The organism is Spirochaetales bacterium, from assembly GCA_016930085.1.
Classification (GTDB): domain Bacteria; phylum Spirochaetota; class Spirochaetia; order SZUA-6; family JAFGRV01; genus JAFGHO01.
This window is the reverse complement of sequence record JAFGHO010000008.1, coordinates 179,750-206,412: the sequence shown is the minus strand read 5'-3', so window position 1 is coordinate 206,412 and position 26,663 is coordinate 179,750. Positions and strand designations below refer to the sequence as shown.

At 46.5% G+C, this 26,663-nt stretch carries 18 protein-coding genes; 14 read left to right on the top strand and 4 right to left on the bottom strand.

The features are described 5' to 3' along the window. Nucleotides 1-1,641, bottom strand: a 1,641-nt coding sequence (locus tag JW881_01375) for a hypothetical protein (GenBank protein ID MBN1696137.1), incomplete at its 3' end; no start/stop codon positions are given. A gap of 342 nt (nucleotides 1,642-1,983) precedes the next feature. On the opposite strand from JW881_01375, the gene uvrA reads away from it, so the two are divergent. The 9 genes from uvrA to JW881_01330 all read left to right on the top strand — a co-directional run bounded on the left by uvrA (nucleotide 1,984) and on the right by JW881_01330 (nucleotide 16,883). Further along, on the top strand, nucleotides 1,984-4,812 hold the full coding sequence (gene uvrA / locus JW881_01370) for an excinuclease ABC subunit UvrA (protein ID MBN1696136.1): 2,829 nt from the start codon (nucleotides 1,984-1,986) through the stop codon (nucleotides 4,810-4,812). Between the two features lie 4 nt (nucleotides 4,813-4,816). Beyond that, nucleotides 4,817-8,362: an LPS-assembly protein LptD gene (locus JW881_01365; protein MBN1696135.1), complete on the top strand. Its 3,546-nt coding sequence runs from the start codon at nucleotides 4,817-4,819 to the stop codon at nucleotides 8,360-8,362. Between the two features lie 44 nt (nucleotides 8,363-8,406). After that, nucleotides 8,407-9,369: a PhoH family protein gene (locus tag JW881_01360; GenBank protein MBN1696134.1), complete on the top strand. Its 963-nt coding sequence runs from the start codon at nucleotides 8,407-8,409 to the stop codon at nucleotides 9,367-9,369. Continuing rightward, complete coding sequence (locus JW881_01355) at nucleotides 9,344-11,587, top strand: HDIG domain-containing protein (GenBank protein MBN1696133.1); 2,244 nt, start codon at nucleotides 9,344-9,346, stop codon at nucleotides 11,585-11,587. Before JW881_01360 ends, JW881_01355 begins: the two co-directional genes overlap by 26 nt. Continuing rightward, the gene (gene ybeY, locus JW881_01350; GenBank protein ID MBN1696132.1) at nucleotides 11,584-12,078 is read left to right on the top strand and encodes an rRNA maturation RNase YbeY; all 495 of its coding nucleotides are present in this window, start codon (nucleotides 11,584-11,586) and stop codon (nucleotides 12,076-12,078) included. The genes JW881_01355 and ybeY overlap by 4 nt, the downstream gene beginning before the upstream one ends. A gap of 138 nt (nucleotides 12,079-12,216) precedes the next feature. Then, nucleotides 12,217-12,936: an HlyC/CorC family transporter gene (locus JW881_01345; GenBank protein MBN1696131.1), complete on the top strand. Its 720-nt coding sequence runs from the start codon at nucleotides 12,217-12,219 to the stop codon at nucleotides 12,934-12,936. 230 nt (nucleotides 12,937-13,166) lie between these two features. Further along, nucleotides 13,167-13,643 (top strand): tetratricopeptide repeat protein, encoded by a 477-nt coding sequence (locus tag JW881_01340; GenBank protein MBN1696130.1) that lies wholly within the window; start codon nucleotides 13,167-13,169, stop codon nucleotides 13,641-13,643. A 108-nt stretch (nucleotides 13,644-13,751) separates the two neighbouring features. Next, the gene (locus JW881_01335; GenBank protein ID MBN1696129.1) at nucleotides 13,752-14,744 is read left to right on the top strand and encodes a hypothetical protein; all 993 of its coding nucleotides are present in this window, start codon (nucleotides 13,752-13,754) and stop codon (nucleotides 14,742-14,744) included. A 102-nt stretch (nucleotides 14,745-14,846) separates the two neighbouring features. Then, on the top strand, nucleotides 14,847-16,883 hold the full coding sequence (locus JW881_01330) for a tetratricopeptide repeat protein (protein ID MBN1696128.1): 2,037 nt from the start codon (nucleotides 14,847-14,849) through the stop codon (nucleotides 16,881-16,883). Between the two features lie 136 nt (nucleotides 16,884-17,019). Here JW881_01330 and JW881_01325 read toward each other — a convergent pair whose 3' ends face one another. After that, nucleotides 17,020-17,478 carry a hypothetical protein gene (locus JW881_01325; protein ID MBN1696127.1) on the bottom strand — a complete coding sequence of 153 codons (459 nt, stop codon included), beginning with the start codon at nucleotides 17,476-17,478 and terminating at the stop codon, nucleotides 17,020-17,022. Nucleotides 17,479-17,684: 206 nt separating this feature from the next. On the opposite strand from JW881_01325, the gene JW881_01320 reads away from it, so the two are divergent. Both JW881_01320 and JW881_01315 read left to right on the top strand, forming a co-directional pair. Next, nucleotides 17,685-18,185 carry an STAS domain-containing protein gene (locus tag JW881_01320; protein MBN1696126.1) on the top strand — a complete coding sequence of 167 codons (501 nt, stop codon included), beginning with the start codon at nucleotides 17,685-17,687 and terminating at the stop codon, nucleotides 18,183-18,185. A 229-nt stretch (nucleotides 18,186-18,414) separates the two neighbouring features. After that, nucleotides 18,415-20,628 (top strand): VWA domain-containing protein, encoded by a 2,214-nt coding sequence (locus tag JW881_01315; GenBank protein MBN1696125.1) that lies wholly within the window; start codon nucleotides 18,415-18,417, stop codon nucleotides 20,626-20,628. Nucleotides 20,629-20,720: 92 nt separating this feature from the next. Here JW881_01315 and JW881_01310 read toward each other — a convergent pair whose 3' ends face one another. Beyond that, complete coding sequence (locus tag JW881_01310; protein MBN1696124.1) at nucleotides 20,721-21,788, bottom strand: hypothetical protein; 1,068 nt, start codon at nucleotides 21,786-21,788, stop codon at nucleotides 20,721-20,723. 166 nt (nucleotides 21,789-21,954) lie between these two features. Between JW881_01310 and JW881_01305 the strand changes: the two genes are divergently transcribed. The 3 genes from JW881_01305 to JW881_01295 all read left to right on the top strand — a co-directional run bounded on the left by JW881_01305 (nucleotide 21,955) and on the right by JW881_01295 (nucleotide 25,557). Beyond that, nucleotides 21,955-22,668: a tRNA 2-thiocytidine biosynthesis protein TtcA gene (locus tag JW881_01305; protein ID MBN1696123.1), complete on the top strand. Its 714-nt coding sequence runs from the start codon at nucleotides 21,955-21,957 to the stop codon at nucleotides 22,666-22,668. A gap of 204 nt (nucleotides 22,669-22,872) precedes the next feature. After that, nucleotides 22,873-24,399: a glycoside hydrolase family 6 protein gene (locus JW881_01300; protein MBN1696122.1), complete on the top strand. Its 1,527-nt coding sequence runs from the start codon at nucleotides 22,873-22,875 to the stop codon at nucleotides 24,397-24,399. Nucleotides 24,400-24,516: 117 nt separating this feature from the next. Continuing rightward, nucleotides 24,517-25,557: a dockerin type I repeat-containing protein gene (locus tag JW881_01295; protein ID MBN1696121.1), complete on the top strand. Its 1,041-nt coding sequence runs from the start codon at nucleotides 24,517-24,519 to the stop codon at nucleotides 25,555-25,557. Nucleotides 25,558-25,589: 32 nt separating this feature from the next. On the opposite strand, the gene JW881_01290 is transcribed toward JW881_01295, so the two are convergent. Further along, the gene (locus tag JW881_01290; protein ID MBN1696120.1) at nucleotides 25,590-26,621 is read right to left on the bottom strand and encodes a methyltransferase domain-containing protein; all 1,032 of its coding nucleotides are present in this window, start codon (nucleotides 26,619-26,621) and stop codon (nucleotides 25,590-25,592) included. Between the last annotated feature and the right edge of the window lie 42 nt (nucleotides 26,622-26,663).

Genomic DNA, 26,663 nt, shown 5'->3' with positions numbered 1-26,663 from the left:
GGTCGGTTCCGCTGTCGGGACTGCGGTTAAAACGGGTGTCGGTGCTAAGGTCGGTTCTGTTGTGGATTCGGCAGTCGGTTCGGGAGTCGAGCCGGAAGTCGGGGCCTCCGATACCGTATCGGTCACCTCCGGTGCCGGCGTTGCGGGTAGATCTGTCGGTATTCCCTCGCATATTCCTTTTGCTTCAAAATGACTCCATGTATAGGTGCCGCGATAGAATATATAATAGCCGCCGTCGACCGGCGGGGGAAGTTCTTCGGGAATTTTCCATGAGTTTGTAAAATCGACGCCATTGATTGAAAGCGTAAGAAGATTCCACGAATTGATGAAACTCCCGACGCATGGAATAAACCAGCAATATTCACCGGGTCCGTCCTGTGTGAAATCAGTCGAAATTTGGATAACCGTATCACAACAGGAATCGCACATGCACCCCTCCATGGCAGGCGTCGCTGCAGGAGGTTCGCTCATGGCGGGGGGGCTTGTCGGTTCGAATGTCGGCGAATCGGTGGGAGCGGGCGTTGGAGGATTTGTCACGGCTTTACCTGCTTCTTTCCATATATATGGATGATATGGAGGACGCTGGTTATAACTCCACCATGCGATGCATTCATAGTTTACGCCGTCGTAAAATACCCTGTCTCCCCTGCGGTAGAAAAAGCGTGCCCGCCATGCCGGATAATCGTCCTCCGATGGTCCGATAAGGGTCGGCTGCGGGGTGGGAGGATCGGACGAAAAAATAGTCGGCATGACGGTTTCGACCGGGGGTGATGTCGGGGGTGCGGTCGACTGCGGATCCGTACCGGATTCGAGAATAACGACGCTTCCGCCCGTTACAGGGAGGAAGCCGATCATTTGTGTATGTTCGTCGGTAAGATCGATCACATTAATATCGATCTCGGATATTCCCTCTTCAATTGCCTTGAAATAGACGGTAAGCAGATGCAGATCCGACCCCGGTCCCTTTCCTGCGGTATCGAAACCGCTTGTTTTGATTTCTCCGTCTTTTTGAATATTTACGGCGGAAAGAAAACCATCCGAACCTTCCTGAACGCCATTGACGCCCATGGAAGTATCGATTTCCAGCAGAAGATCATCAAAACCGATATTAATACCATAGGCGGCAATCTTTAGGGTTTCCGAAGCGATATGAATTTCCACGGTCACATCATCGCCCGTATATACGGTCTGTGTGGGAGGAAATACCGATATGTCGACGGCCCCATCTCCTTCCGACGATACCGTGACAGCGGCAGGTATATCTGCAACGAATGGAACAGGTGTCGATTCAATCGTCGACCCGCAACCGCCGATCGCTTCAAAATGACTCCATTCATTATTTCCCCGGCAGAAAACATAATAAACGCCGTCGATTTTTTCAGGTAACGAGATCGCGGGCACCCACTTATTGGTGATATCGACATTATTGATCTCAACGGTTTCCATATTCCATGAATTGATATAGCCGCCGATACAGTCGAAACGAAAACAAAAGTCTCCTTTTCCGTTTTTTTCGAAATTAGTCGAAGTATCGCTTACCGATTCGCATCCGGAAAGGCATGTGCAGCCTTCTTGTGCAAGGGCAGGGCATGTTGATACGATAAGAAGGCCGGTGATGAAAATTATTATTTTTTTGTACATTTTTTGCCTCCATTTTTAGTTGTGTTTGATTTTTTATTAATAGCCGGTGCGTATGACGGCAGTCTACACCGGTTCTTTCCGAAACGCCTCCTTTCCGTCATATATCCGGGTCGATGTTGATTGAATGTCATGCGGCAATGTCGTTCATCTAAGCCGTAATCGTGCAATCAGCCCGGAAATATCCCCGATAATTCTATCATGATGAATATGTGATGTAAAGAAAAAAAAGAAACGTTTTGCGGTGTGATTGACTTTTTCCCGTTTATTGGTTACACAGAAAGAACCTGATAAGGAATGAAAAGCCTTCTCGAAAAACGCTTATAAGGTTAATAAGTTCGTCGTATGAAACATATCATCATAAAAGGTGCGCGGGAACACAACCTGAAAAACATACATCTCGAACTCCCGCGAAATAAACTCATTATTATTTCGGGTATCAGCGGGTCGGGAAAATCATCGCTGGCGTTTGATACCATTTTCGCCGAAGGGCAACGACGGTATGTCGAATCACTTTCCGCCTACGCACGTCAGTTTTTAGGAAGACTCGATAAACCGGATGTCGATTATATCGAAGGCCTTTCTCCCGCGATATCGATCGAACAAAAAACGACCCACAGAAATCCCAGATCGACGGTAGGCACGGTCACGGAGATATACGATTATCTGAGGCTGCTTTTTGCGAGAATCGGGATACCGCATTGTCCCGAATGCGGAAGGGAAATTCAGGAACAATCGGTCGATATGATTATCGATTCGATTATGAGTCTGCGGCATGGAACCAAGACGGCCATTCTGGCGCCGCTGGTCAAGGGGAAAAAGGGCACACAGCAGAAAATACTTCAGGATATAAAAAGTTCGGGATTCGCCAGAGTACGCGTCGACGGGATGATCTATGATATAGACGATACAATAAACCTGGACAAAAACTCCAAACATTCAGTCGAGATTGTCGTAACAAGGATAAAGATCGCACCGGATAAAAGAAAGGACACAGCAGATGCCGTCGAAACGGCGCTCGAGGTGGGTGAGGGGAAGTTGATTCTCCTCATATACGATAAATCAGGGGAACGGGAAGAGTTTTTCTCACAGGTAAACGCGTGCCGGGAGTGCGGGATCAGTATCGGGGAATTACAGCCGCGTCTTTTTTCGTTCAACAACCCCTATGGAGCTTGCCCCAATTGCTCCGGCCTCGGCATTACCCTCGAGTTCGATCCCGATCTGGTCATGCCGGACAGAAGCCTTTCGTTTAATCAACACGGCATTGCCCCTTATAACCCGCAGGCGAACTGGTACAGAAGTATTTTTTCATCGTTGGCCGATCATTATGGATTTACTCTCGACACCCCGCTGGATCAATTGCCGGATCATGTGCTGCACGAGCTTTTATACGGGACAAAGGAAAAGATACAGATCAAATATGAAAACAGAGAACGCGGTGGAAGGTATGAATACTCCACACACTACCGCGGGGTATTGAATGATTTGAAACGGCGGTATTTCGAAACGCAATCGGATGGGGTGAAGCAGTGGCTCGAGTTGTATATGAGTCAGAAAGAGTGCACGGAATGCGGCGGCAAGCGATTGAAAAAAGAGAGCCTTGCCGTCACCGTCGGCGGGAAGAATATTTTCGAGATAAGCGGATTTACGATCGGAGATGCTTCCCGTTTTTTCAATGACATCGTACTTTCGGAGACGGAAAAGAAAATCGCCCGCCAGATCATCAAGGAAATTACCGCACGCCTGAAATTTATGGAAAGCGTGGGTCTCCGATACCTCACACTGGAAAGGAAGGCATCGACCCTGTCCGGAGGTGAGGCACAACGAATCAGGCTGGCGACGCAGATCGGTTCGCAACTCGTCGGAGTCCTCTATATTCTCGATGAACCGACGATCGGTCTTCATCAACGGGACAATGAGCGGCTTCTCGATACCCTGCTTCATCTCCGCGATATCGGCAACACCCTCATTGTCGTCGAACATGACGAACAATGTCTTAAAAAGGCCGATTATATCGTGGATCTCGGGCCCGGAGCCGGGATACATGGGGGTTACATTGTCGCGCAGGGGACGTGCCGGGAAATCATGGAGAATGTGAATTCGCTTACCGGCCAATATCTGTCGGGAAGACTCACAATCGGAAATGTGGAAAAACGAAGAAACGGGAACGGTATGTATCTTTCGATAAAGGGGGCAAGCGAACATAATCTCAAACATATCGATGTTCACATACCCCAGGGCGCCTTTACCGTCATTACGGGCGTATCGGGTTCGGGGAAATCGACCCTCCTTACCGATCTTATTTATCCGGCAGTGGCAAACCGGCTCAGACGGACGCGTTACAAAGAAGGGCGCTACGATTCGATCGAAGGAACAGAAACGTTCGATAAAATTATCAATATCGATCAAAGTCCGATCGGACGGACGCCCCGTTCGAATCCCGCCACTTATGTGGGACTTTTCGGTCCGATACGAAATCTTTTTGCATCCCTTCCGGAATCAAAAGCACGGGGGTACAAAGCGGGAAGGTTTTCGTTCAATGTCAAAGGCGGCAGGTGCGAGAACTGTCAGGGTGCGGGAACGATAAAAATCGAAATGCATTTTCTTCCGGATGTCTATATTACCTGCGATGCATGCAAAGGAAAGCGATACAATCAGGAAACCCTTGATATACGCTATAAAGGAAAAAATATTTATGAAGTACTCGATATGACGATCGAAGAAGCAGCCCGATTTTTCGATAAAATACCCGGCATACTCGTCAAACTGGAAACACTTCTTGCCGTGGGATTGGGGTATATCAAACTCGGACAGTCCGCCCTCACCCTTTCCGGGGGGGAAGCGCAGCGGGTAAAGCTTTCGCTTGAATTGTCGAAACGGAGTACGGGAAAAACACTCTATCTTCTCGATGAACCAACGACGGGCCTCCATTTTGACGATGTTAAAAAGCTGCTTGAGGTTCTTTCGCTTTTAGTGGATAACGGGAACACGATCATTCTCATCGAACATAATCTCGATGTCATAAAACAGGCTGATTATATCATCGATCTCGGGCCCGAAGGCGGAGACAGGGGAGGAGAAGTTGTCGTTGCCGGAACACCGGAAGAAGTGACACAGTGTAAGAAGTCGTTTACCGGCAGGTACCTTAAGCCGGTCATGCAGAAAAACAGATAGGAACGTGTTAAAAATTATACCGTCTATACAATTAATTATCCTTTTGTTCATGTTCGGTTCGGGCATCGGCCTTTATCCACAGGATGACCAGCCGGTAACAGGGGGGGAAGGTATCGTTCCGGATAAACAGGAAAGTGAATCGGGTGGCGATATAAAAGAATCGAAAGAGGAGGGGGCATTATCGCTTTTCGAGCAAACCCTCGCAGACGATATAAATACGGCAACCTATTACGACCTCGTCTCCTGGTGCGAGCAGATCGGTATTGACAAAAGCGGCGATGTGCGGGCGATCCGGGACAGGATTTTCAAATTTTACAACATCGATCCTAATTCGGTGAAAAGCGGTGAGAAGGCGCCAAAAAGAAAGATCGAAATATCATCGGCAAAAAAATCCGACTATTTCACTATCGGGGAAATAAACGAATCATATCTTGTCCTTGAAGGGAATGTCGTCGTCGAAGTGATCGATCTGGAAAAGAATGTCAGACACCATATCAAAGCACAACGGATTACCCTTAATCAAACGCAAAATGTTTTGACCGCGGAACAGGATATCGAATATATTCTGACCCGAAGCGAGGGGACACCGGAAGTATTCAAAGGCGAGAGTTTTTCCTTCAATATCAATTCATGGGAGGGGGTTTTTTACCGCGGCGGGGGCCGGACCGAACGGGAAATCGAAGAAGGCAAGACATCGACGTTTGTTTTTATGGGGGATGCGATCTCGAGGCTTTCCGACGATACCATTATCCTCGATAACGGAGTGATAACATCCGATAAATCCCCGGATAATCCTTACTGGAAGATCACCGCGACGAAAATATGGGTATTGGCTCCGGGTGAATGGGCGATATTCAATGCCGTGTTTCATGTCGGGTCGGTTCCGATTTTCTATATTCCGTTTTTTTTCTATCCGGGTGATGAATTGTTTTTTCATCCGGTTATCGGTTACAGGGAGCGGGAGGGAACGTTCCTGCAGACAACCACCTATCTTGTCGGTGAAAAGGAAAAGAAGAAGAGTCCGTTTTCCTTTTTACGGGTGACGGAAGAAGACGCCAAAAAATATAAAAAAGAGATCAAAGGGCTTTTCCTGCGGCAGGTAAAAGGAGATGAGGCTGCAAAAGCGGAAACGGTAAGCGGGTTTCTCAAATTGATGATCGATGTTTACCTCCGCCTTGGAGGATTTGTGGGGATAGAAGGTGAAATACCCCAAAAACTCAAGATCAAAGGCGGTGTCGCTGCAAGCAGGAGTCTGTTTTATGATGTTTACGGTGGTTTTTACACTCCTCATTATGACGGTGACGGTGACGATGAACTCGAGGACTACTGGAACTCGACGAATCTCTTTGGCATGAAGATACCGCTTCGTTATGCACTGGAGACCTCTTTCAGCGGCGTCAAACTCGGTTTTTTATCGACAAGCGGATTAATTGAATTGTTCTCCGATCCATATTTCGAAAAGGATTTTTACGAACGCAAGGAGGATTTCGATATTACCTCACTCATCGGTATGGGTGAAATTGAAGATACTACGCTGATTTTGCCCGATTTGAAGCAGAATCTCACCTGGTCGATTACCTCGGAGATTGATTTTTCATCGTTAATGCCCAAACCCTACATTAATGAATTGAAGATTTCAAGAATGAACGTCAACTTCAACTGGAACAATAAAAACGCGGAAAACTGGTACGGCGATAATGTTCTTTACGCAGCCGATCCGGCCCGCACATTCTTTTATCCGATAAAGCTTTTCGCACCGGACGTAAAGGCCAATATTAGTGGAACACTGCTTTCTTTTGGATCGTCCGGCGCGGCGAAGAAGCAGGAAAAAGCATCCGAAGCCGATCCCGGAAAGGGGTTCAGGCCGCCTTTCCACGGCGAGAAAGAACATGCGATACCGGAAGAACAGGGCACGGCCGGTGAAGCGGGCGGGCAGACGGAGACGGTAAAACGGGGAGAATTGCATGAACCCGCGATCAAGGGATTTACCGAAAAGGACACAGGTGTTACGCTAGAAACCGGTTCCGAGTTTTCTTTGGATTATTCGGTCACCCCCGAGTTCAAGATGGAAACCCAGTACGATGCGGCGGACTGGCAAAAGGTGGATGATATCGATTTCGGCACCTGGCTGACGCTTCTTCAAACCGGGGGTCCGGCAAGCCTCTATTACTCGGCAAAATATTTCGGTAAATTATTTACCATAAACGGAAGCCTGGCGCTTAACGGATGGTATAAAACGAGATTCAACCGTTCACCGGATTATCCGGAGACGACATGGGAAAATGAGCTCACGAATGATTACAACGGTTCCTATGTTTCACTTACCAAAAGCCTCAATACCACGATCAAACCATTATACACGATACGTGACTTTACCAATTCATACATTAATTACAGACTCACCTGGATGTTTTATAAGTACAGATTTGACGAACTGGATGGGAGTGTACCGATATATACAAGCGACTGGTTTCTTTGGGAAAGGGAACAGGTAACGAGTCACAGTCTCAACAACATGATTGAATACGATCCGGGATTTCTTGACTTGAAGGCAATATGTAATATTTCGAGACTCCCTCCGCTGCTTATGGAAATACAACCTTCGATGTCGCTCGCTTTCTGGATACTCACGACAACCGTCGGCACGAAGATGTATGAAAAGGAGAAGAACAACTGGTATTTCGATACCGTAACGATAACGGAAACGGTGAACCTTTCTCCGGCTTTCATCTTGTCCGAAAGTCTGACATACGATACCGAAGAAAGCGCGTGGATGGATTCGAAAACCGCGTTATCGCTTTTCCTTATTCCCGGTACCTCCATGTACCTCCTCAATCAGAATGTGGACTACAGTTTGTTTCATCAGAAAGTGACATCGAGTACATCGACTTTACAATTTCCCGGATTCACTGCGATCTTTGCGGCGCAGGAAATGCTCCCGTTTCGCTATGATTCGAAATATGAACAACTTGTTGAGGATAACGGTACAACCAAACGGTTATTACCCAACAAGCTGACCGTGAGTTACAATACGGGACTTCTTAATTGGGATTTCTGGCAAAAACGAATGAAAGTATCATCCTCATTGGAAACGTCATTGAACATTTTTTTTGAAGAATTTACCGCAAGTAATTTTAATATCACATGTACACTCAACTGGAATATTGCCGAGTTCCTTGAATTAACCTTCAGCGTTTCTTCATACAATGACAGTATTTTCCTCTATATCCCCGGTTTTATCGACAGACTCCCCGACGGACTCGTCGAACCTGTCGATTTTTTCGATGATCTTTTTAAATCATTCAATTTTTTTAACGAAGAAGACAGGATATTTTCGAATTTTAACCTGAAAACACTCAATCTGAGTCTTGTCCATCACCTTTATGACTGGGATCTTACCCTGAATTTTAACGGTTCTTTTAAAGAAATTGTGACGGGGAAAAAAGAATGGTATCCGACGGTATCGATATTCGTCGAGTGGATACCAATCCCGGAAATCAAGAAGGAAATGAAAGGGGAGGGAGACACATTCAATATTATTGGGGGTTGACTTATCGCCTTTTTTATATCTACAATTAATACAAGGAAAATTTATTGAGCAAGAACCTATCTATAGTCCTCAATGATAGCAGTATAATACACGATATTGTTGGGGTTAATGATCAGAATCTGAAATTGGTGGAAGAGTTATTTGGAGTGAAACTCCACACACAAGGAAACGAAATCGTCCTCGAAACTGACGATAAAGGCGTTATCGACGATATCAAATCCATGTTCGATCAACTCGAAACGCATATCAAAATGGGACAGCTTTTAAATCCCGATCTTTTGCGCGCCGTTCACCGGTCGATCGGAGACGGAAACCACGAAGATGCGGATTTGTTAAAGAAACATCATATATTCGTTCCAAAAGGAATTAAAAAAATATTTCCGCGGAATAAAAATCAGGCCCTTTATCTTGAAAAAATGAAAAACAGGGACATTGTTTTCAGTGTCGGTCCGGCAGGCACGGGAAAGACGTTTCTCGCCGTGGCAGAAGCCCTCAAAGAGGTATTTTCTCATCAAAAACGAAAACTCATTATTACGCGGCCGATCGTTGAAGCGGGAGAAAGTCTCGGGTATCTTCCCGGCGATCTGGAACAGAAAATTCATCCCTATTTGCGACCAATATATGATGCAATCGAATCGATTATCCCGCAGCCGATGATAAAAAAATGCGAAGAAAGTAATATTATCGAAATTGCCCCGCTCGCGTATATGCGTGGCAGAACCCTCTCGGATTGTTTTGTCATCCTCGACGAAGCGCAAAATACATCGAAAAAGCAGATGATGATGTTTCTCACACGTATCGACAGGGGCTCAAAAGCGGTAATAACAGGCGATATTACACAAATAGACCTTCCCAATCGGCTGGATTCAGGTCTTGTCCATGCAATATCGATTCTCAAAACAATCGAAGAAATAGGTTTTATTTTTTTCAGCAAGGAGGATGTTGTGCGCAATCCCCTGGTAAAAAAGATTGTGCAGGCATATGAAAACCTACACGAAGATTCATAAGTTCAAAAATCCGTCACTGTTGCCGGACTGGATACAGGGAAAATCATATATACGGTGGGTATTTCTGTCCATTTTGATCGCGTCGGTGTTAACGTTTGTCATTATCCTGATTTCAGCATGGTTCGATATCCCGTTTTCGCATGTACGAGTATCCGATTATAAACTGAACGAATTGGCGCCTGAAACCTTTATCGTGACACGAAATATACGCTATGAAGACGAAGCGGCGACAAATGTGAAAAAAGAGGCACGGGCGAAAAGTGTCCTTCCTGTCTTTGAACTCAAAAGGGATGTCACGAGAAAATGTCTCAAACAATTCGAACTTTTTATTTCCATCGTCTATAACGGGGCGGAGCAGCGTAAAGGGATCGAAAAGATCATGAATGAGATACAGATCGAGCTTCCCCACATCATCAATAATATCGGCAACAGCGAGATCGAGGCCCTCATCAAGCTTTACCCGAATCATGAAGAGGTCGTCGGTGCTGCGGAAAAAATTCTCACCGAGGTTCTCGAGAAAGGTATTTTCAGCCGTCTTGAGGAAATTATCGCGCGAAACGAAAATTTTTTTACTGAAGGAAAAATCGATCATTGGCGGGGGACCTACGAACATACAGAGGTACCGATCGACAAGGCGATCAGCATGAATAATCTCCAGGACTGGATTAAGGACAAGACAACGACGCTTCCGCTGGATGAGGTAAAAAAGAGCCTGGTCATCCTCCTCGTCACTATGTTTGCCCAGGAAAACTCATTCTATAATAGTGAAAAAACAGAGGAAAACAGGCACAAGGAAAGCGAACAGGTAGAAAAGGAATACAGGGAACTCCGCAAAGGAGAAGTCATTGTTGAAAAAGGATATATCGTCACTGAAGAAGCCCTTAAAAAGATAAAGATTCATGGAGAGAGTGACATAAGCCTCAATATCTATAATATTATCGGATCGTTGTTCATCGTCATTATACTCTACACTATGGCCGTTTTTTTAATGAACAAACGGATTATCGGCTTGAGACTCAAAAAGAATCAGATACTCCTTTTAATCTGTCTTGGATTTATTTATCTCGTATGGATTGTTATCCTTACGAAAATCCCCTTTGAATCGGAGTGGCTGCCGATTTCCATTTACCTTCCGACCGCCGCATTTGCCGTGGTCGTTTCCCTTCTCATCACACCCCTTGCCGGCACAATTTTTACGCTGATCATCTCCACAGCGATCCTTTTTGTGACGAAAATGGATGCGAATGCTTTTATTTTCGCGTTTCTGTCCGGGATCGCCGGCTGTATCGTAACCATAAAAACAGAAAAGATGATCGATCTTATTATTGCGGGTCTCTTCCTGTCGTTATTTAATTCGTTTGTTCTGCTTACGCTGGGGCTGTTAAGAAATTTCCATACGGATGAAATTTTCGTCGCAATCGGGTTGGGGAGTTTCAACGGTTTTTCGTGCGGCCTTTTGGGAATAGGACTGCTGATATTACTTGAACATATGATGAACCTCGCCTCACGATTCAGATTACTCGAGTTATCCGATTTGAATTCCCCTATTTTCAAAAAAATGCTTACAAGGGCTCCGGGTACCTATAATCATTCGGTCATGATGGCCCATCTTGCGGAGACAGCATGCACGGAGATAGGGGCGAATCCGCTTCTCGCACGGGTAGGCGCCTATTATCACGATATCGGAAAAATGGATCAGCCGGAATATTTTATCGAGAATCAGACTCATGACAACAAGCATGACGAACTCAAGCCGAGTCTGTCGATCGCGGTGATAAAATCACATGTAAAAATCGGGGTTGAAAAGGCGAAGGAACTCAATCTGCCTGAAGAGGTCATCGATATCATCGCACAGCACCACGGCAAGGGACTTATCACTTATTTCTATCATCGGGCGATGAGTGAAAATAAAAACGAGAAGATTTCCTCAGACGACTACAAGTATCCCGGTGAACGCCCCAAAAGCAAAGAGGCCGCTGTTGTTCTCCTCGCGGATGTGGTCGAAGCGGCGTCCCGAACATTGAAACGCCCCACGGTCGGTAAACTCGAGAAATACATCTGGAAAATTATTATGGACAAGTTTACGACGGGCGAATTAAGCGAATGCCAACTTACGTTCAATGAATTGGAGACCATAAAAAAGAGCTTCGTTCAAATTCTTTCCGGTTACTTTCACTCACGCATCGAATATCCCAAAGTCAAAGAGATCATGAAATGAACGGGGAGACGGGTTTATCTGAATCGAGTATCGTCGATATAACGTACATAAACACGGAAAAACTGCAATCGATGGATGATATCGAAGGGTATTGTCTTTCAGTCCTGAAAATGCTCGACGTCACAAACGGTCAGCTTTCCATCATTATTTGCGATGATCAAGAAATTAGGCGACTCAATAACATGTACCGGTCAAAAGATACACCGACCGATGTTCTCGCATTCGGCCAGCTTTACGACGGAGATCCGGTGCCCGGGGAAGAAGCCAATGATAAGTCTGGCAAATGCCTCGGTGATATCGTCATTTCCGCGGAAACATGCCTCCGCAACGCACGTCGCTTTCATGTCCCTTTTCAAGAAGAAATGGAGCGGCTGCTCGTACATGGAATTCTGCATTTACTCGGTATGGATCACGATGAAAGGGATTCGTCGATGATCAGGAAACAGGAACAATTGTTACGTGACATAAAACAAAAAAAAACTAAAAAATAAACTGAGGTTCAACCCTTATCCTCAGACAAACAGGGGAGGAAGACATTGAAAAAGAAGGGATTTTTAAAAAGGTTTTTCGGGAAACGGACGGATGATGAGGAAAATGACCTGAAAAATCTCGACAGGGAAAAGAAAGACATGATACGAGGTATTGTCGAACTTTCGGATACATCGGTAAGGGAGATCATGGTACCGCGAATCGATGTGGTCTTTCTATCGATTGAGACAACGGAGAAGGAGTTGCTGGAAATGGTGGCGGAAAGCAGGCATTCACGGATTCCGGTTTACGATACGACTATCGATAATGTCGTTGGAATTCTCCATGTAAAGGATCTTTTACGTTTTCTGGTAAAGGGCGATGAATACGGGATCGATATCAAGACGATCATGAGAAAGGCGTATTTTGTCCCGGAAAGTAAAAAACTGAACTCACTTCTGCGTGAGATGAAACGCAGAAAGGCCCATATCGCAATCGTCGTTGACGAATTCGGCGGCACGTCCGGAATCGTCTGCCTCGAGGATATCATCGAGGAAATAGTCGGAGATATACAGGACGAGTTCGACAATGAGACGGAAGAAGTATTGAAGATCGGTGAGGGTATTTACCTCTGCGATGCCCGGGTGAATCTCGAAGATCTGAACGAGAAATTGAATATGACCCTTCCGACAGACGATTTCGATACTCTCGGGGGGTTTGTTTTCGATCTTTTCGGTAAAATACCCGTAAAATACGAGAAGGTCACCTTTGAGAACAACGATTTCATCATACAGGACATAAGCGGTCATAAAATATCGACCGTGAAAATTGTCACCAATGGCAATAAAAACAAGGGAGAGAACGGGAATAATAAATCATAAGTCTCGAAAACCCCACAATCGATGTAAACCCCGCTATTTCTCAGTGTCATTTCGATAATTTCCTGCCGGACAATGTGAATAAAGTACACAAAAAGAAATCAAGATCTCATTTTAATGTAAAAAATTGAAATCGGAGGCCTCACGTGGTATTGTTTACAATAGTGGTAGCGAAACCGGTAAGTCAACAACGGCATATTATGATGGAGCGATCGCAATTGTTTGGAGGCCGAATGTCTTCTCATATACCGACCATAAAACAGACTCACGTCGTCGCAATCGTCGTACAAATCATAATATTGATATTATTGATGCTCGGGTTTTCTCAAATCAATTCCTACTATATCGTTTTTATTACGACAGGATTATTTGTCGTTCTCGTGATCATTCTTAAATATCGTATTCCCCATTACCACAGAAAAGGTATTTCCTTTATCAAAAAAGGAAAGTGGGAAGAGGCGCTTTTCTGTTTCGAGCAAAGTTATATTTTCTTTAAAACATACGGGTGGATCGACCGTTATCGTTTCTTCACCCTGCTGAGTGCTTCAAAAACATCTTTTACGGAAGAGGCACTTTTGAACAAGGCGTTCTGTCTGGCACGGCTCGGGCGAACGGAAGAATCGATTCAAACATATAAAAAAGTACTTGGAGATTTTCCCCACAATGGATTGGCAAAGAACGCATTGCGAATGATGGTTACAAGGGATTAAGCGTTCATATTTCCGTAACAATACGGCCGTTACCTCTTTCAACCCGTGTCCATATTTTATTTGACTTTTCAAAATAAAGATGCTATAAAAAAAAGAGGAAAACGGGCAATGAAAATAACGCAATACCTGCCTTTCATAATTATCGTAATGATACTTTCTGCACACCTTTCATGTAATATATCCGAGGATACGGTGGGAAGGGGAAATATCGGCGAAGGCCCCGACATCGAAGGATGTCCCGTCTTCCCCGCAAACAATATATGGAACACACCGGTCGACGATCTTCCCGTCAACCTCCATTCGGACGAATATATCGTGTCGATCGGGACGGAAAAATACCTCCATCCGGATTTCGGCTCAGGAACGTATCTGGGTGCCCCGATCGGCATACCCTTTATAACAGTAAACGCCTTACAGCCTTCTGTCACCATCAATTATACCGCATATGGTGCAGAGAGCGATGCGGGTCCTTTTCCGATTCCGTTGTCGGCACCGGTCGAGGGCGGGGATGAGGGTGACGGCGATCGCCATGTCATCGCGATCGATACCGATCGGTGCGTCCTCTACGAGTTATATCGGGCGTTTCCGGACAGGGAAGGGAACAGGTGGGACGCCGATTCGGGGGTCTGTTTCGATTTGAAATCGAACGATCTCAGGCCGGCCGGATGGACTTCGGCAGATGCGGCGGGACTCCCCATATTCCCCGGACTTGTTCGATATGATGAAGTGGCTTCCGGTGAAATCAAACATGCCCTTCGTTTTACCGTCAGCCAGACGCAGAAAAAGTATGTCTGGCCCGCGCGGCATTACGCTTCATCGATCACGAACGAAGCGTATCCGCCCATGGGACAACGGTTTCGCTTGAAGTCCGGCTACGACGTTACCGGCTTCTCAAGAGAAGTGAAGGTGATTCTTCAGGCGCTGAAAACATACGGAATGATCCTTGCGGACAACGGCAGTTCGGTTTTTATATCGGGTGCTCCCGATGAACGATGGAACAACGATATCCTCAGGGAATTACGCAGCGTTACCGCGGTTAATTTCGAGGCTGTTGATGTCTCGTCGCTCATGGTGGATGAAGATTCGGCCGAAGCGAAATAGAAGCGATACAATAACTCTCATGCGTTCCGTATTAGGCCGGACGGTGATTGAAATTAAGCGATGTGCTTTAAATTACCGCGGGTACTTGACCTCGATAACGACATGGCATATCATGCTGATATGAGTGTCGTCTGCCTTTATCAAAAATCTCTCATGGCCGCGATCGTCAGATGCACGCTTGTCATCCTTATTGTATGCGTTCCCGTATCACCATGCTGCGCAAAAAACAAAGCGGTCTCACTCTATGAACAAGGCAGAATCGCGCAGATACAGGAAGCGTTTTACCGCGCAATCGAACTCTATAAAGCGTCCCTCGACATAAATCCCGACTATGTAGCGCCGATAAAGGGACTCGCCGAATGTTATTATTATCTTGGTGAATATCAGGAGGCGTTACGCTATACGGGGGATGCGAAAAAATACGATAAAACCGATCTCGAACTCTACAATCTCGAAGGAATGATTTATACGGGATTAAAGGAATTCGATCGGGCGCGGGAACGGTTCGAATACGTGCTCGGAAAGGAACCGAACAATATCGAAGCACGATTCGGTCTTGCGGAAATCGATATCGCAAACGGGAAAACCCGTGAAGCGGCAAAAAGGTATCTCGAAACATTGTCGTTTTCTCCTCGAAACAAAGTGGCCTTGCTGCACCTTGCTGCACTGTATGAGGAAATGGGTGAAGAAGATACCGCGCTGGCATATCTCGAGCTTGCCGTAAAATATCACTCAAATGAGCCGGACGTTCATTATATAATGGGGAAACATTATCTCGAGTTTTTCAATGACAAACGTGCGGAATATCACCTCAAGACGGCAATCGCACTCAAATCAGGCTATAACGAAGCGAAACAACTCCTTGCCATTGTCTATTTCAAACGTAATTCATTACAGGAGGCGATAATGCTGATGCGACAGACACTCGCTTCCGAAGACCAGGATGAACTCCATTTTGCCAGATATTGTCTTGGATTGTTTTACGCGGAATCGGGAATGTATGAGGAAGCCATCAACAACTATGCCGCGGCGTTAGGGATACGTTACGATGACGAGATTTCGAGGATGGCTGCGGAACATTACGCTTTTCGTCACCTTGGCATACAGAACACCATGAGAAAAAATCTCGCACGGTACCATTATAACGAAGGAAAGCTTCTTGAAGAAAAAAGCTATCTTACAAGCGCACTTGTCGAATACAGGAGAAGCCTGCGGCTGGATTATGACTGGGAGACTGCCCGGTACGCGTATGCCCGGATTTATAAAAAAATGGGGTTTCCGATAAAATATCTGATGGAATTGAAGGTATTAAAAGATGATTATAAAACAAAAAACAGGGAAGTTCTCGATGAATACGATCTGCACCTGATGAATCTCTACGACAGTGTCTCCTACCGGTGGCTTCCCGAACTTCGTGCTATAACGGGAGGAATCGGCATTTCAGGAGAGGAAGATACGAAAACACTTTTTGACCAGTATGCAGTCAAGCAGAATAGTTTTTCGTTCGCCCTCTATACGATTCCGCACAAAAACAGACTGATTCATCCATACGGCGATCGGGTTATGCTGGGTTATTTAAAGGATCAACTCATCCGATTCCGCGTCGTCGAGGTCAAGAATGACGGAGAAGCAATCGACTCTTTTGAAGCCGCGTTCAGAGGGGCGAACGAATTGAAATCGGATTTTTTTATCATCGTCGCTTTCACCGAACGGGAGCGAAGCATCGAAATCGTATTTACCATTTACCTCACGCGGATCGGTTCGAAACTGAACGAATACAACGTCTATAAAACGGGAAATAAACGAATTCAGCAGGCCCTTTTTGCCGCGGCGGACACGATCGAATCGTCGCTTCCGTTGAACGGAACACTCCTCGCAAGAAAGTTCAATAAAGGAATAATCGATCTGGGAACCTATCACGGTATAAAAAAGGACGATACGCTCATCATCGTCAAAAAGGGGACGCTGAGACTCGATCACAAGGATATGGTATTGGTGTATACCGATGACGATGTTGTCGGCAGTTTCAGAGTAACAGCCACGGATGAGGTGATCTCGGAAGGAACGATAGAAAAAAAAGGATTTTTCGATTTCGTGAATCCCGAAGATGCGGTCATCGCGGAACCAGCCGCCGAATAAAAACCTCACGTACGCTAATGCAACCGTCAGTTCATCATCGGGATGTCGGCTCCTCCATTGACTCACGAGAAAAAATGGAAAACGTACCAGGTTGCCAGTGCGGTATAGAATAGTCGCTACGACTGTTTTTTTTCATTTAGCCGAAAAGATCCCGCTCCCACTTGTCGATAAGCTCTTTTTTCACGCCGAAATACTCAAAAAAAAGCTCGACGACCCTGCGATTGGGATAATGTATATTATCGTGATATAATCGGTAGACACTCGATTTATTGTCATTGAACAGAAACCAGCCCGCGGCAACACCGGCACTCCTGCTTCTTCCTTCATCACAGTGGATCACCATATTAGTACAATTCCTGTGTTTTTCGAAAAACGCGATAATGAGTTCGAGATGTGCTTTATTGAAGAGATGAAGGCCGCTGCTTTCATCATCGATATCATAAAATCGCAGACTCATTATTTCCCTGAAACAATGTTCGTTTTCAAGTGTTATAAAATAGTCTTTCGGGTTTGTGATACGAATCATGACATTATAATCCTGCGGATTTAGTTTTATGACCGCCGCTTTCTGTTTGTTTAAAATATATGTTGCCATTGCCTATACTATACATATTTTTTTGTTAAAAATCAAAGCACCCTGTCAATCCGTAACGGATTTTCTGCGAACCCGATATTGAAGGGTTCCTGAATGGTTCGATAAAAGCCGTTCCTTTCGGAGAATAACATTTACCGGCGGATTTTTACTGGATAAATTTTCCGAAAAGCATATAATGTTAACTAGGATCAGAAGGAGTGTTTCAGGTGAGAAATCCGTCTTATTTTGATAAATTCAATAAAATGAATTTCGAAACAAAAATTAATTGCCATTATCTTGATAAAAAAAATAACGAAATAATCATTTCAATAAATGGTGAAATGGAAACCTTTTACACAAAATTCTTCAATATGGCGATAACGGCCCTGCTTGACGATGAAAAACAGCTTGCGACCATATTTTTCGATCTCAAAATGGTGAAATATATCAGTTCCTCGTTTGTCGCTTCCTTACTACACGTCATCAATAAAGCGAAATTTAACGGAATAGAGATATTCTTTATTAACTGCAATCCATATATCAAAAATGTCATCGATACCATGGGATTCCTTCATTTTATAAAACAGATTGATCTGAAAACCCATAAATCGATTACCGTGACCTGCACCGGCTGTAAAAAAAAGATAACGATCAAAAAACTCGGTGAGTTTCGATGCCCGCATTGCAATACGCTGCTCAATATAAGCGACCGGGGAGTCGTCAAATAACCTTCTCTGTTCTACCGCTATTCGTATACCGGATAAACAGGTAAAATTAAATCATTATTGTAAAAATGCAATATATTGTGCATAAATGCTTTTATATTTGCATTAATACAACGCAATGTTCAGAAAAATATAAAATATATGGTTATTCCATAAAGAAATAGTGGGAATTCGGTCATGGCATTATTTTTGCTTATATGATAGTATATGAGAAAAAGAAAGGAGAAAGAGTATGAAAAAAGTGAGTCTTTTCAGTGCCTGTGCCCTGGCCATTTTTATTTTTTGCGCCGCATCGGGATTTACGCTTACCGGGGATGCGAATGCGGACAATAACATTAATATTGTCGACGCCCTTATGGTCGCACAATATTATGTGGGGATGTCTGTTTCGGGAATCGATCTTGCAGCAAGCGATGTGAATGCCGATGGTTCGATCAATATCGTGGACGCCCTTCTGATCGCCCAGTATTATGTCGGACTTATCGCCGATTTTCCGGCAGACGCGCAAACCAATCCGCCGGCCACTAACCCGCCGACGACTACAAACCCGCCGACGGTCACCAACCCGCCGACCGTAACGAATCCACCGTCGGCGACATCATTGCCGGCCGCATCTCCCGCGCCGACCTCCGGAGGAAGCGGCGCCACAACAACCAGCATTTCATCGGTCACATCCCCTCCGACAACCATTACGCCGGTACCGGGTGGAACCCCGATGCCCGAAGTGACGCCGGATCCGTCTGAAACCAGTTTTTTCTATTTTTCCTACGATGATTCGGCGAGTACGGCAGGGGTGGAACTCGCAAAGTATCAATTGAATAATGGCGTGATACCCGATCCCGGACTCGCGCGACCGTGGGAATTTTTGAATTATGAAGATTTCACGCCTGAAACGACAGAGAATATCGGACTCTTCGATGTATCCATGGGCCTCTGGGAACGGGAATCGCTCAAGGAAGGTTACGAAAAGGAATACAAACTCGGCGTCTATGTTGGATCTCCCGTGATCACAAAGGAAACGCGAAAGAATGTCGTTTTAACATTAATTGTCGATATCTCCGGTTCCATGGGTTCTTATGCCGTCCAGGTCGATACTGAACGCTACACCCGAATGGATATCGTGAAATACGGCCTTACCGCGCTGACAAATTCACTCAAGGACGGTGATGTCATCAATATCGCGACATTCGAAACAACGGCCGCAATCGCCCAGCAGGGCCTTCGATATCCAGAAGATTTAAGTACCTATAACGCGGCTGTCGATGCCCTCACACCGACGGGAACGACGAATCTCGCAGACGGTGTCGACAAGGGATATCAGGCGGCACTTGCCACCTACGACCCGGAGAAGTCAAACAGGGTCGTTATCCTTACCGACGCCTATGCAAATACCGGGGAAATCGATCCTCAGGTGATTGCCCAGCACGTGATCATAAATGGACAGGAAGGAATTTATTTTTCCGGACTGGGGATCAGCGAAGCCTTTCAGGAGGCGTTTCTCCAGCAGCTGACAGATGCGGGAAAAGGCGCCTATTTCTCTGTCATCACCCTGACCGATGCTAAAAAAGCCTTTCAGGACAGGTTCGCCGCATTGCTTATGGTCGCGGCAAAGGATGTTCAGTTCAGGATGGATTATCCGGCCGTACTCGAACATGATATCACCGCCGCAGAAGAGACCTCAACCGATCCCGTTGAAGTACAACCGATCAATTTTTCTTACAATACCACACAATACTTTTTCGAAGGATTCCAGCTGGAAACGGACGAACTCTCATCGGATGAAACCTTCAAACTTACCATCAGCTATAAAGATCCGGATAACGGAACGGAAAAAACAGAAGTGTTCGAAAAAACCATTGCGGATCTGAGGGGAAACGATATGAACCTTATCCGGGATGCCGAAACCATTTATCTGTTTACTCAGCTGATCGGAAAACAGAAGAGTTGGGGTGAAATAAGCCCTGTCTTTTCAACGTACTACCAGGATTATTCCTCGCCGTTATTCAACGAGTACTGGGAGTTGATAAAAATCTATATCGGTGATTCCTTCGAAGCGATACCGGAATCGCTTGATTTCGGACGTGTGCTTATCGGTGATACACTGATAAAGACCATCACCATCGCCAACAATTCACTGGAAACGGTCGAAATCTTTGAAATTTATCTGGAAGATACAGTTTCCGGAAATCCGTTCGGTATCACGGCGGACGTTCCCGCGACGCTTGAACCCCTCGACGTCCTCAATATCAAAGTCGCATTCGAAGCAGCGGCCGAAGGTGTGTATGAAAACGGCATCGTGGTCGATTCGTCTTATGATGACGAACCGCTTGTGATTCCTGTTTCGGGAACCGCATCCTACGAGACCGATCCTGCGACACCGACACCGGAACCGCCGGGCGTTACCACACCGCCCACACCGATACCGACAGCCCTACCGGTATTATAAGGGCATAAAAGTAAGAATGTGCGGATTTCATTGAAAAGCAAGGCCGTCTCTTGTGAAGGGACGGCCTTTTTATTATATCGTTCGCGGTAAAATCATTCTGTAACGAGCAGATCCTCTTTATTGAATTCCGGATATCCGGTGACGGCGAACATCGAAGAGAAAGAGTCTTTGTCAACGAAAAAAATCTCGCCGTCGCGTCCGTCAATACCCGGTCTGCCGTCTCTTCCTCTTTTCGCATAAAAGTCGGATTTTCCCGCTTCGCCGCCGCTTCCGGCACTGCCGCCGCGGGATGTCAACGTAAACCTGCTCAGAATGTCGCTTTCACCATGATAGATGAGGGTAATATTTCCCGCATCTCCACCGTTACCGCCGTCGCCGCCGTCTCCGCCTCTTCCCTTGTTTCTTCCATCGGTACCGTCTTCACCTGATTCTCCGTCACCGCCGTTCGTCGTAATGGTTATTTGTTTGTCGGCTTTCAGCGCGAAAAGCATGTTGTTATTCTGTTCATAGATGACGATATACCTGTCAGCGATCCCGGCGTTATCGGCGGGATTATGATTGTAATACGCCGCATGAATCACGACCGTTTCGCCGTTTTTCCCGTGTTCACCGTGTTCTCCATCCTGTCCGTCGACGGGTGCCGTGTCCTTTGTATTCGATGCGACAGCCAAGACTCCAAAACAGCCGAGTATAAGGCAGCCGGCCGTTACCGTCCCGGCATCGTAAAGCTGTCCAGGAGGATCTACTTCGTAGCCGGAAAAATCGATCGTATCATACCCGTCCCAATCAATCGGAAAGAAAAGTTCTTCGGAAAGATCATTTCCTGGGGTTATAATTTGTAATGTGCACCGGTTTCCGCTTATGAACATAAAGCTGTTTGGATTGACCTTGACATAATTGTTTTTTATAACCGTGAGTGAATTATCGTGACTGGCAAACGTGAAGTCCTTCAAGACAGGATTCGCAATTTCCTTACCATCCGCCGTATATACCGTTACACGAACTCTGTATATCTTTCCGGGTATAAGCGATGTTACGGGATCATTCCTGTCGATATTTTCCAGATGTGCGCTGAAATTTTTGATTTCGAGGTTTTTAACGGATGTCGCACAGCCCGTAAAAAGAAGTACCATCGCAACAATAACATTAAATATTTTCACTTTATTGACTCCTTCCTGTAATAATGAACTCTGATAAACACTATAGCTCATTTATTTAGAAACACAATGTGATCACAAGCTGATAATGGGGACGGCAGATGAAGCTTGCCTCTTGACAATATGGCTGTGACGGTAGCATATAATGAAGTGACGAATTGCAGAGATCATGATAACCATCAATACCTTTGTCAAAAAAAAGATTTCCCGCGCGCTTCACTCGTATAATATGATCCGGCCGGGTGATCGAATACTTGTCGCGGTTTCAGGGGGGAAGGATTCGATGACACTGGTACGTGAATTAATGACACGCAGGCGGCATTTTTCGATCCCTTTCACGATAGACGCGGTGCATGTAAAAACGGATATTGCGGCATCGAAAGCTTTCGAAACGGTAAATGCGATCATGGAGGGGTGGGGGATCCGCCTTTATACCGTTCCCCTGACGCTTCGAAACAGGGTTGTGCCGGGAAAGGAGATTGATTGTTACTGGTGTTCGGTGCAGCGGCGGATCGAAATCCTTAAAGCCGCACGTTTGCTTGGCTGCAATAAAATCGCCCTGGGCCACCATTGCGATGACATTATCGAAACCTTTTTTATCAATATCGTCTACAAGGGAAAAATCGAAACAATGAGGCCTGTCTTTTCATATTCGAAATATCCGTTTTCAATTATCAGGCCGCTTTGCCTCCTGCTCAAACGGCATATCGAGGAGTATGTTGAATTTCATCAGCTTATCCATATCCCATGCGCCTGTCCGTTCAGTAACATAACACGCCGGGAGACGGTGAAAAAAGCGATTGGATTGCTTGCGGGGGAACATGAAAAGCTTCGTTATACGATCTACCGCGCTTTGGAAAAGAATCTCTTTCCGTTTGTCTGATTCGCAGAAGAAACATTCGTATCCGGAAGGACTAAAACCGGTATTGAGGTGAAAGGAAACAGGGCATACGGATACATGACGAATTATGGTAATTCGATTGCATGTTGACTGATTGTATGATACCATGGATGTACCGTTACTTGAACAGGGAGATTGATGACCCTCACTCTACGCGTTTCGCATCGTTACTATGAGGAGAGAACAATGAGAAATAAAAACAGACGTTCGGCAGACATCGGAAGGTTCTTGTTTATCTTGGTTTTTTTAGGTATGGCCGTATCGGTCCAAGCCCGTGAAGGTTTTCGCATCGGAGATGCCGATAATGACGGTGAGATCACAATCATCGATGCCCTCATGATCGCCAGGTATTACGTCGGGCTGGAACAGAAAGGTTTTTACCAGGATGCATCGGACGTCGATGCGAACGGGGCGATAAACATTCTTGACGCTCTTCTCGTTGCACGGTATTACGTTGGTCTGATCCGAGAATTTCCCGCGGGCCCAGGACATCTCGATAATCCGTTCGAGGGTGCCGTGTGGTATGTGGATCCCGTCTGGTCGTCCCTGGCAGAAGCTGCGGGTGGAGGGCCGATTTCCTCATGCAGTACCGGCGTTCTCGTTGACAATATCACATCCATTACCGGTGGCGCGGGATTGAAAGGCCGCCTGGATGAAGCCCTCTCGCAAAACGCAAACCTGATTATTATCGTCCTCGATTACCTGCCGTCCGATTGTACGTTCGCGTGGTACGATCCCTTCGAAAGCCAGGTCACTCCCTTCGAGCGGTATACGACGGAGTTCATCGATCCGATTGCGGCGATTCTCTCTCTGGAAGCATACAGCCATATTCGAAAGGTCGTCGTTATCGAACCGGATGCGCTTCCTGTTATAATAACGAATCAGGAGAAACAGGCATGTATGGAAATGTACGGTACGGGTGGTTATCCGGATATGATCCGTTATGCCGTCAATGCATTGAATGCGATTCAGCATACATACAGTTATATCGATATCGCGCACTCCGGTTATCTTGGCTGGGATGATAATTTTATATTCATAGCGGATATAGTTACAAATACCTTGAAATCCGCAACGAACGGGCTTGCGAGTGTTTCCGGATTTATCACGAATACGACCAATTATACTCCTCTTGAGGAGCCGTTTCTTCCTGATTCGGAGTATGAGATCGACGACACCCCCATACGATCTGCGCGCTTTTACGAATGGAACAGATACTTCGACGAGATCCATTATGCGCAGGATATGTATCTGGCTCTGGTCGACCGGGGATTCCCCGCTTCGATCGGAATGCTCATCAACACGTCGCGGAACGGCTGGGGAGGAGAGGGGAGGCCGGCCCATGTCAGTACGTCTGGTGACATCGATACCTATGTCGATGAGTCGAGAGTGGACAGAAGACTTCACCGCGGGAACTGGTGCAATCAGCCGGGAGGTATCGGTGAAAGACCAAGGGCGAACCCGGCCATCCATATCGATGCCTATGTCTGGGCATGGCCGCCGGGTATTTCCGATGGTACGGGCGAACCGGGAGTGCAGGATCCCGATGATCCGCAAAAAACGTATGTTCGCATGTGCGACCCGAATGAAACGAGCATATACTCAATCGATCCCCACATTGGAACCGGCGCTTTACCCGCGCCGCACAGGGGGAAATGGAACAGGGCACACTTCGAGGTGCTTCTCGAAAATGCGTATCCGCCGGTTTTATGACGGAACAGCAAGCAGGATGTCGCCGAAGCGTTAAAAAACGTCCATCGCTACCCGAACGGACGACAGGGTGTGTATATCCGGGATAATAAAAATAAAAAAATAAAGGGAGAATAGGTTATGAAAATTTTTTTTCTCATTATCACGGTTTTTTTCTGTCTGGTCCCCGTGTATTCGCAGCAACACTATGTACTTCATGTTTCGGCCGAATGGATGGATACCTTCGCAACTGAAATCCGATATACGGGAGATTATTCGGGGACAGGGGTGACGTCTTTCGATATCGGCCCTTACAGCAGTCCATTTACCGTGACATTGACCGTTGTCAACACCCATGAACAGGCCCTTCTCGCAGATCTGGTTTTTGTATACTGGAGTGGTAACGGTTCAGCCTCCGGGGAATCCGTGACCGTGACCGTCGATGACGCCAACCCGGAAGTGGATGCGGTTGCCGTGTATGCGAATATCGAGCCCACACCGCCCGCCTCATCGGGTACCGGATATATGTGGCTCGATCCGACAAAAAAGACGGTCGCGCCGTCCGGCGCCTTTACCTGGGAGCTTCATGCCGATACGGGAAGCCAGCGGCTTGCCGCCTATGACGTCGATATTTCATGGCCCGTTCCGCAAGGCGGTGTGATCATGACCGTGGATACATCGAACGGAACGAACGGGGTCGATGCGGGCGTCGAAGGCTTTGTCGCGGCCGCCGAAGCAGATAACGCGATGGGGACCCTCCATATAGCTGGATTCGACACACACGGCACGGGTCCCTCAAATGATCTGCACGTCTGTACCGTTCATTTCAAAGCCGGGTCCCGGGAAGTGACGGGCGCCTCGGTAAGTGTCGTCGTCGGCGATATGGTGGACGAGACGGTATCCCCGATCGGGATGGGGATGGGCATGGAAGCAGTCATCGTCATCGAAGGAGATGAGGAATTCTTTTTAGGTGACGTGAATGATGACGGTCGCATCACGATCATCGACGCCCTTCTCGTGGCGCAATATTATGTCGGTCTCGAACCCGCTCAATATACCGCACCGGTCGAAGCGGGGGATTCGAATCAGGACGGAAACGTCAATATCATCGACGCGCTCATGATGGCGCAATATTACGTTGGTATCTGCGACTGTCCGTATTTTCCCCCGCTCCACGGGTAGAAAATGGGCGTTGCCGCCGGTTCCGGTATCCTTTACGGTTTTACGGCGACAATGACACTCCGGTTCAATGCCGCAGGTTTATGTTCGATGGAGGCAAAGCCGGCGGTTTCAAGGAATGATGACATTTCGGAGACCGAATAACATTTTCCTCTTGATAAAAACATGAGTAGCACGGAATATTCTGCGACAGAAAGCGGGCCGTTTTTTTCCGGAGAAATATGCGCATCATGGATGATGAGGATACCGCCTGATGCGAGACTGCGATAGGAATTACCAAGAATTTTCCGTACATCGGGAATATCCCAATCGTGAAGGACATGCGATATGAGGTGTATATCGTAACCTTCCGGCAGTGAATCCCCGAACATATCGCCTGAAGCCACGTCGATCCGTGAATCGAGTCCGGCTGAAGCAATACATTGCCGTGCGGCAAGATGAACGGGCGGCTGTTCGTATATTGTCGCTTTCAACCGGCTGTTTATGGAACAGAGAATGATCGAATAGATGCCCGAACCGCCACCGATATCGAGTATACATCGGTGATCGTGGAAATCGATTGCCGAAGAGAGTCCCCCGGCAAGGTACGCACCGCGGCTGTTCATGGCGGATGAAAAGCTTTTCGCGAATTCTCTGTCGCCCATCGCCTCTTCCCATTTCTTGCCGTCTTTTTTCGCGGCCCACGAAGCGGGTTGACCGGTTTTGAGGACCTCGAGCATGTCGATACATATCGGCCTGTCTTTCAATGATCCGACAAAAGAACTCAAATCAAATGCCGATGTATTTGTCAGGTAATCGAGTGAGGTCCGGGTAAGAGAGAAAATACCGTTTTCTTCCTTTATGAAGCCGTAGGCCTTGAAGAGAGTCAGCATGACATCGGCTGGTCTTTCGCTTATATCAAACAGATCGCAGATATCTTCAAGGGTACCTGGATGATCCTTGAGCCGGTTGAAAAAATCGAGATAACTGACGGCCGCGATAAAGAGATCGGGGGCGAAAGAACTTTCACGTAGAAAAAAGATTTTGTCGGGAGATGTTTGGGGAATGTGCAGGAGTGAATCGATCATATTGGGCGCCTCCTTATTCATGTTCCGATGCACTACTATAGC

Excerpts from the sequence above, each read along its gene's own strand:
- JW881_01340 (MBN1696130.1), top strand. The coding sequence starts at position 13,167 with ATGTCTTCTCATATACCGACCATAAAACAGACTCACGTCGTCGCAATC.
- JW881_01345 (MBN1696131.1), top strand. The coding sequence starts at position 12,217 with ATGATACGAGGTATTGTCGAACTTTCGGATACATCGGTAAGGGAGATC.
- ybeY (MBN1696132.1), top strand. The coding sequence starts at position 11,584 with ATGAACGGGGAGACGGGTTTATCTGAATCGAGTATCGTCGATATAACG.
- JW881_01290 (MBN1696120.1), bottom strand. The coding sequence starts at position 26,621 with ATGATCGATTCACTCCTGCACATTCCCCAAACATCTCCCGACAAAATC.
- JW881_01335 (MBN1696129.1), top strand. The coding sequence starts at position 13,752 with ATGAAAATAACGCAATACCTGCCTTTCATAATTATCGTAATGATACTT.
- JW881_01295 (MBN1696121.1), top strand. The coding sequence starts at position 24,517 with ATGAAAATTTTTTTTCTCATTATCACGGTTTTTTTCTGTCTGGTCCCC.
- uvrA (MBN1696136.1), top strand. The coding sequence starts at position 1,984 with ATGAAACATATCATCATAAAAGGTGCGCGGGAACACAACCTGAAAAAC.
- JW881_01300 (MBN1696122.1), top strand. The coding sequence starts at position 22,873 with ATGAGAAATAAAAACAGACGTTCGGCAGACATCGGAAGGTTCTTGTTT.
- JW881_01315 (MBN1696125.1), top strand. The coding sequence starts at position 18,415 with ATGAAAAAAGTGAGTCTTTTCAGTGCCTGTGCCCTGGCCATTTTTATT.
- JW881_01330 (MBN1696128.1), top strand. The coding sequence starts at position 14,847 with ATGGCATATCATGCTGATATGAGTGTCGTCTGCCTTTATCAAAAATCT.
- JW881_01305 (MBN1696123.1), top strand. The coding sequence starts at position 21,955 with ATGATAACCATCAATACCTTTGTCAAAAAAAAGATTTCCCGCGCGCTT.
- JW881_01325 (MBN1696127.1), bottom strand. The coding sequence starts at position 17,478 with ATGGCAACATATATTTTAAACAAACAGAAAGCGGCGGTCATAAAACTA.
- JW881_01355 (MBN1696133.1), top strand. The coding sequence starts at position 9,344 with ATGAAAACCTACACGAAGATTCATAAGTTCAAAAATCCGTCACTGTTG.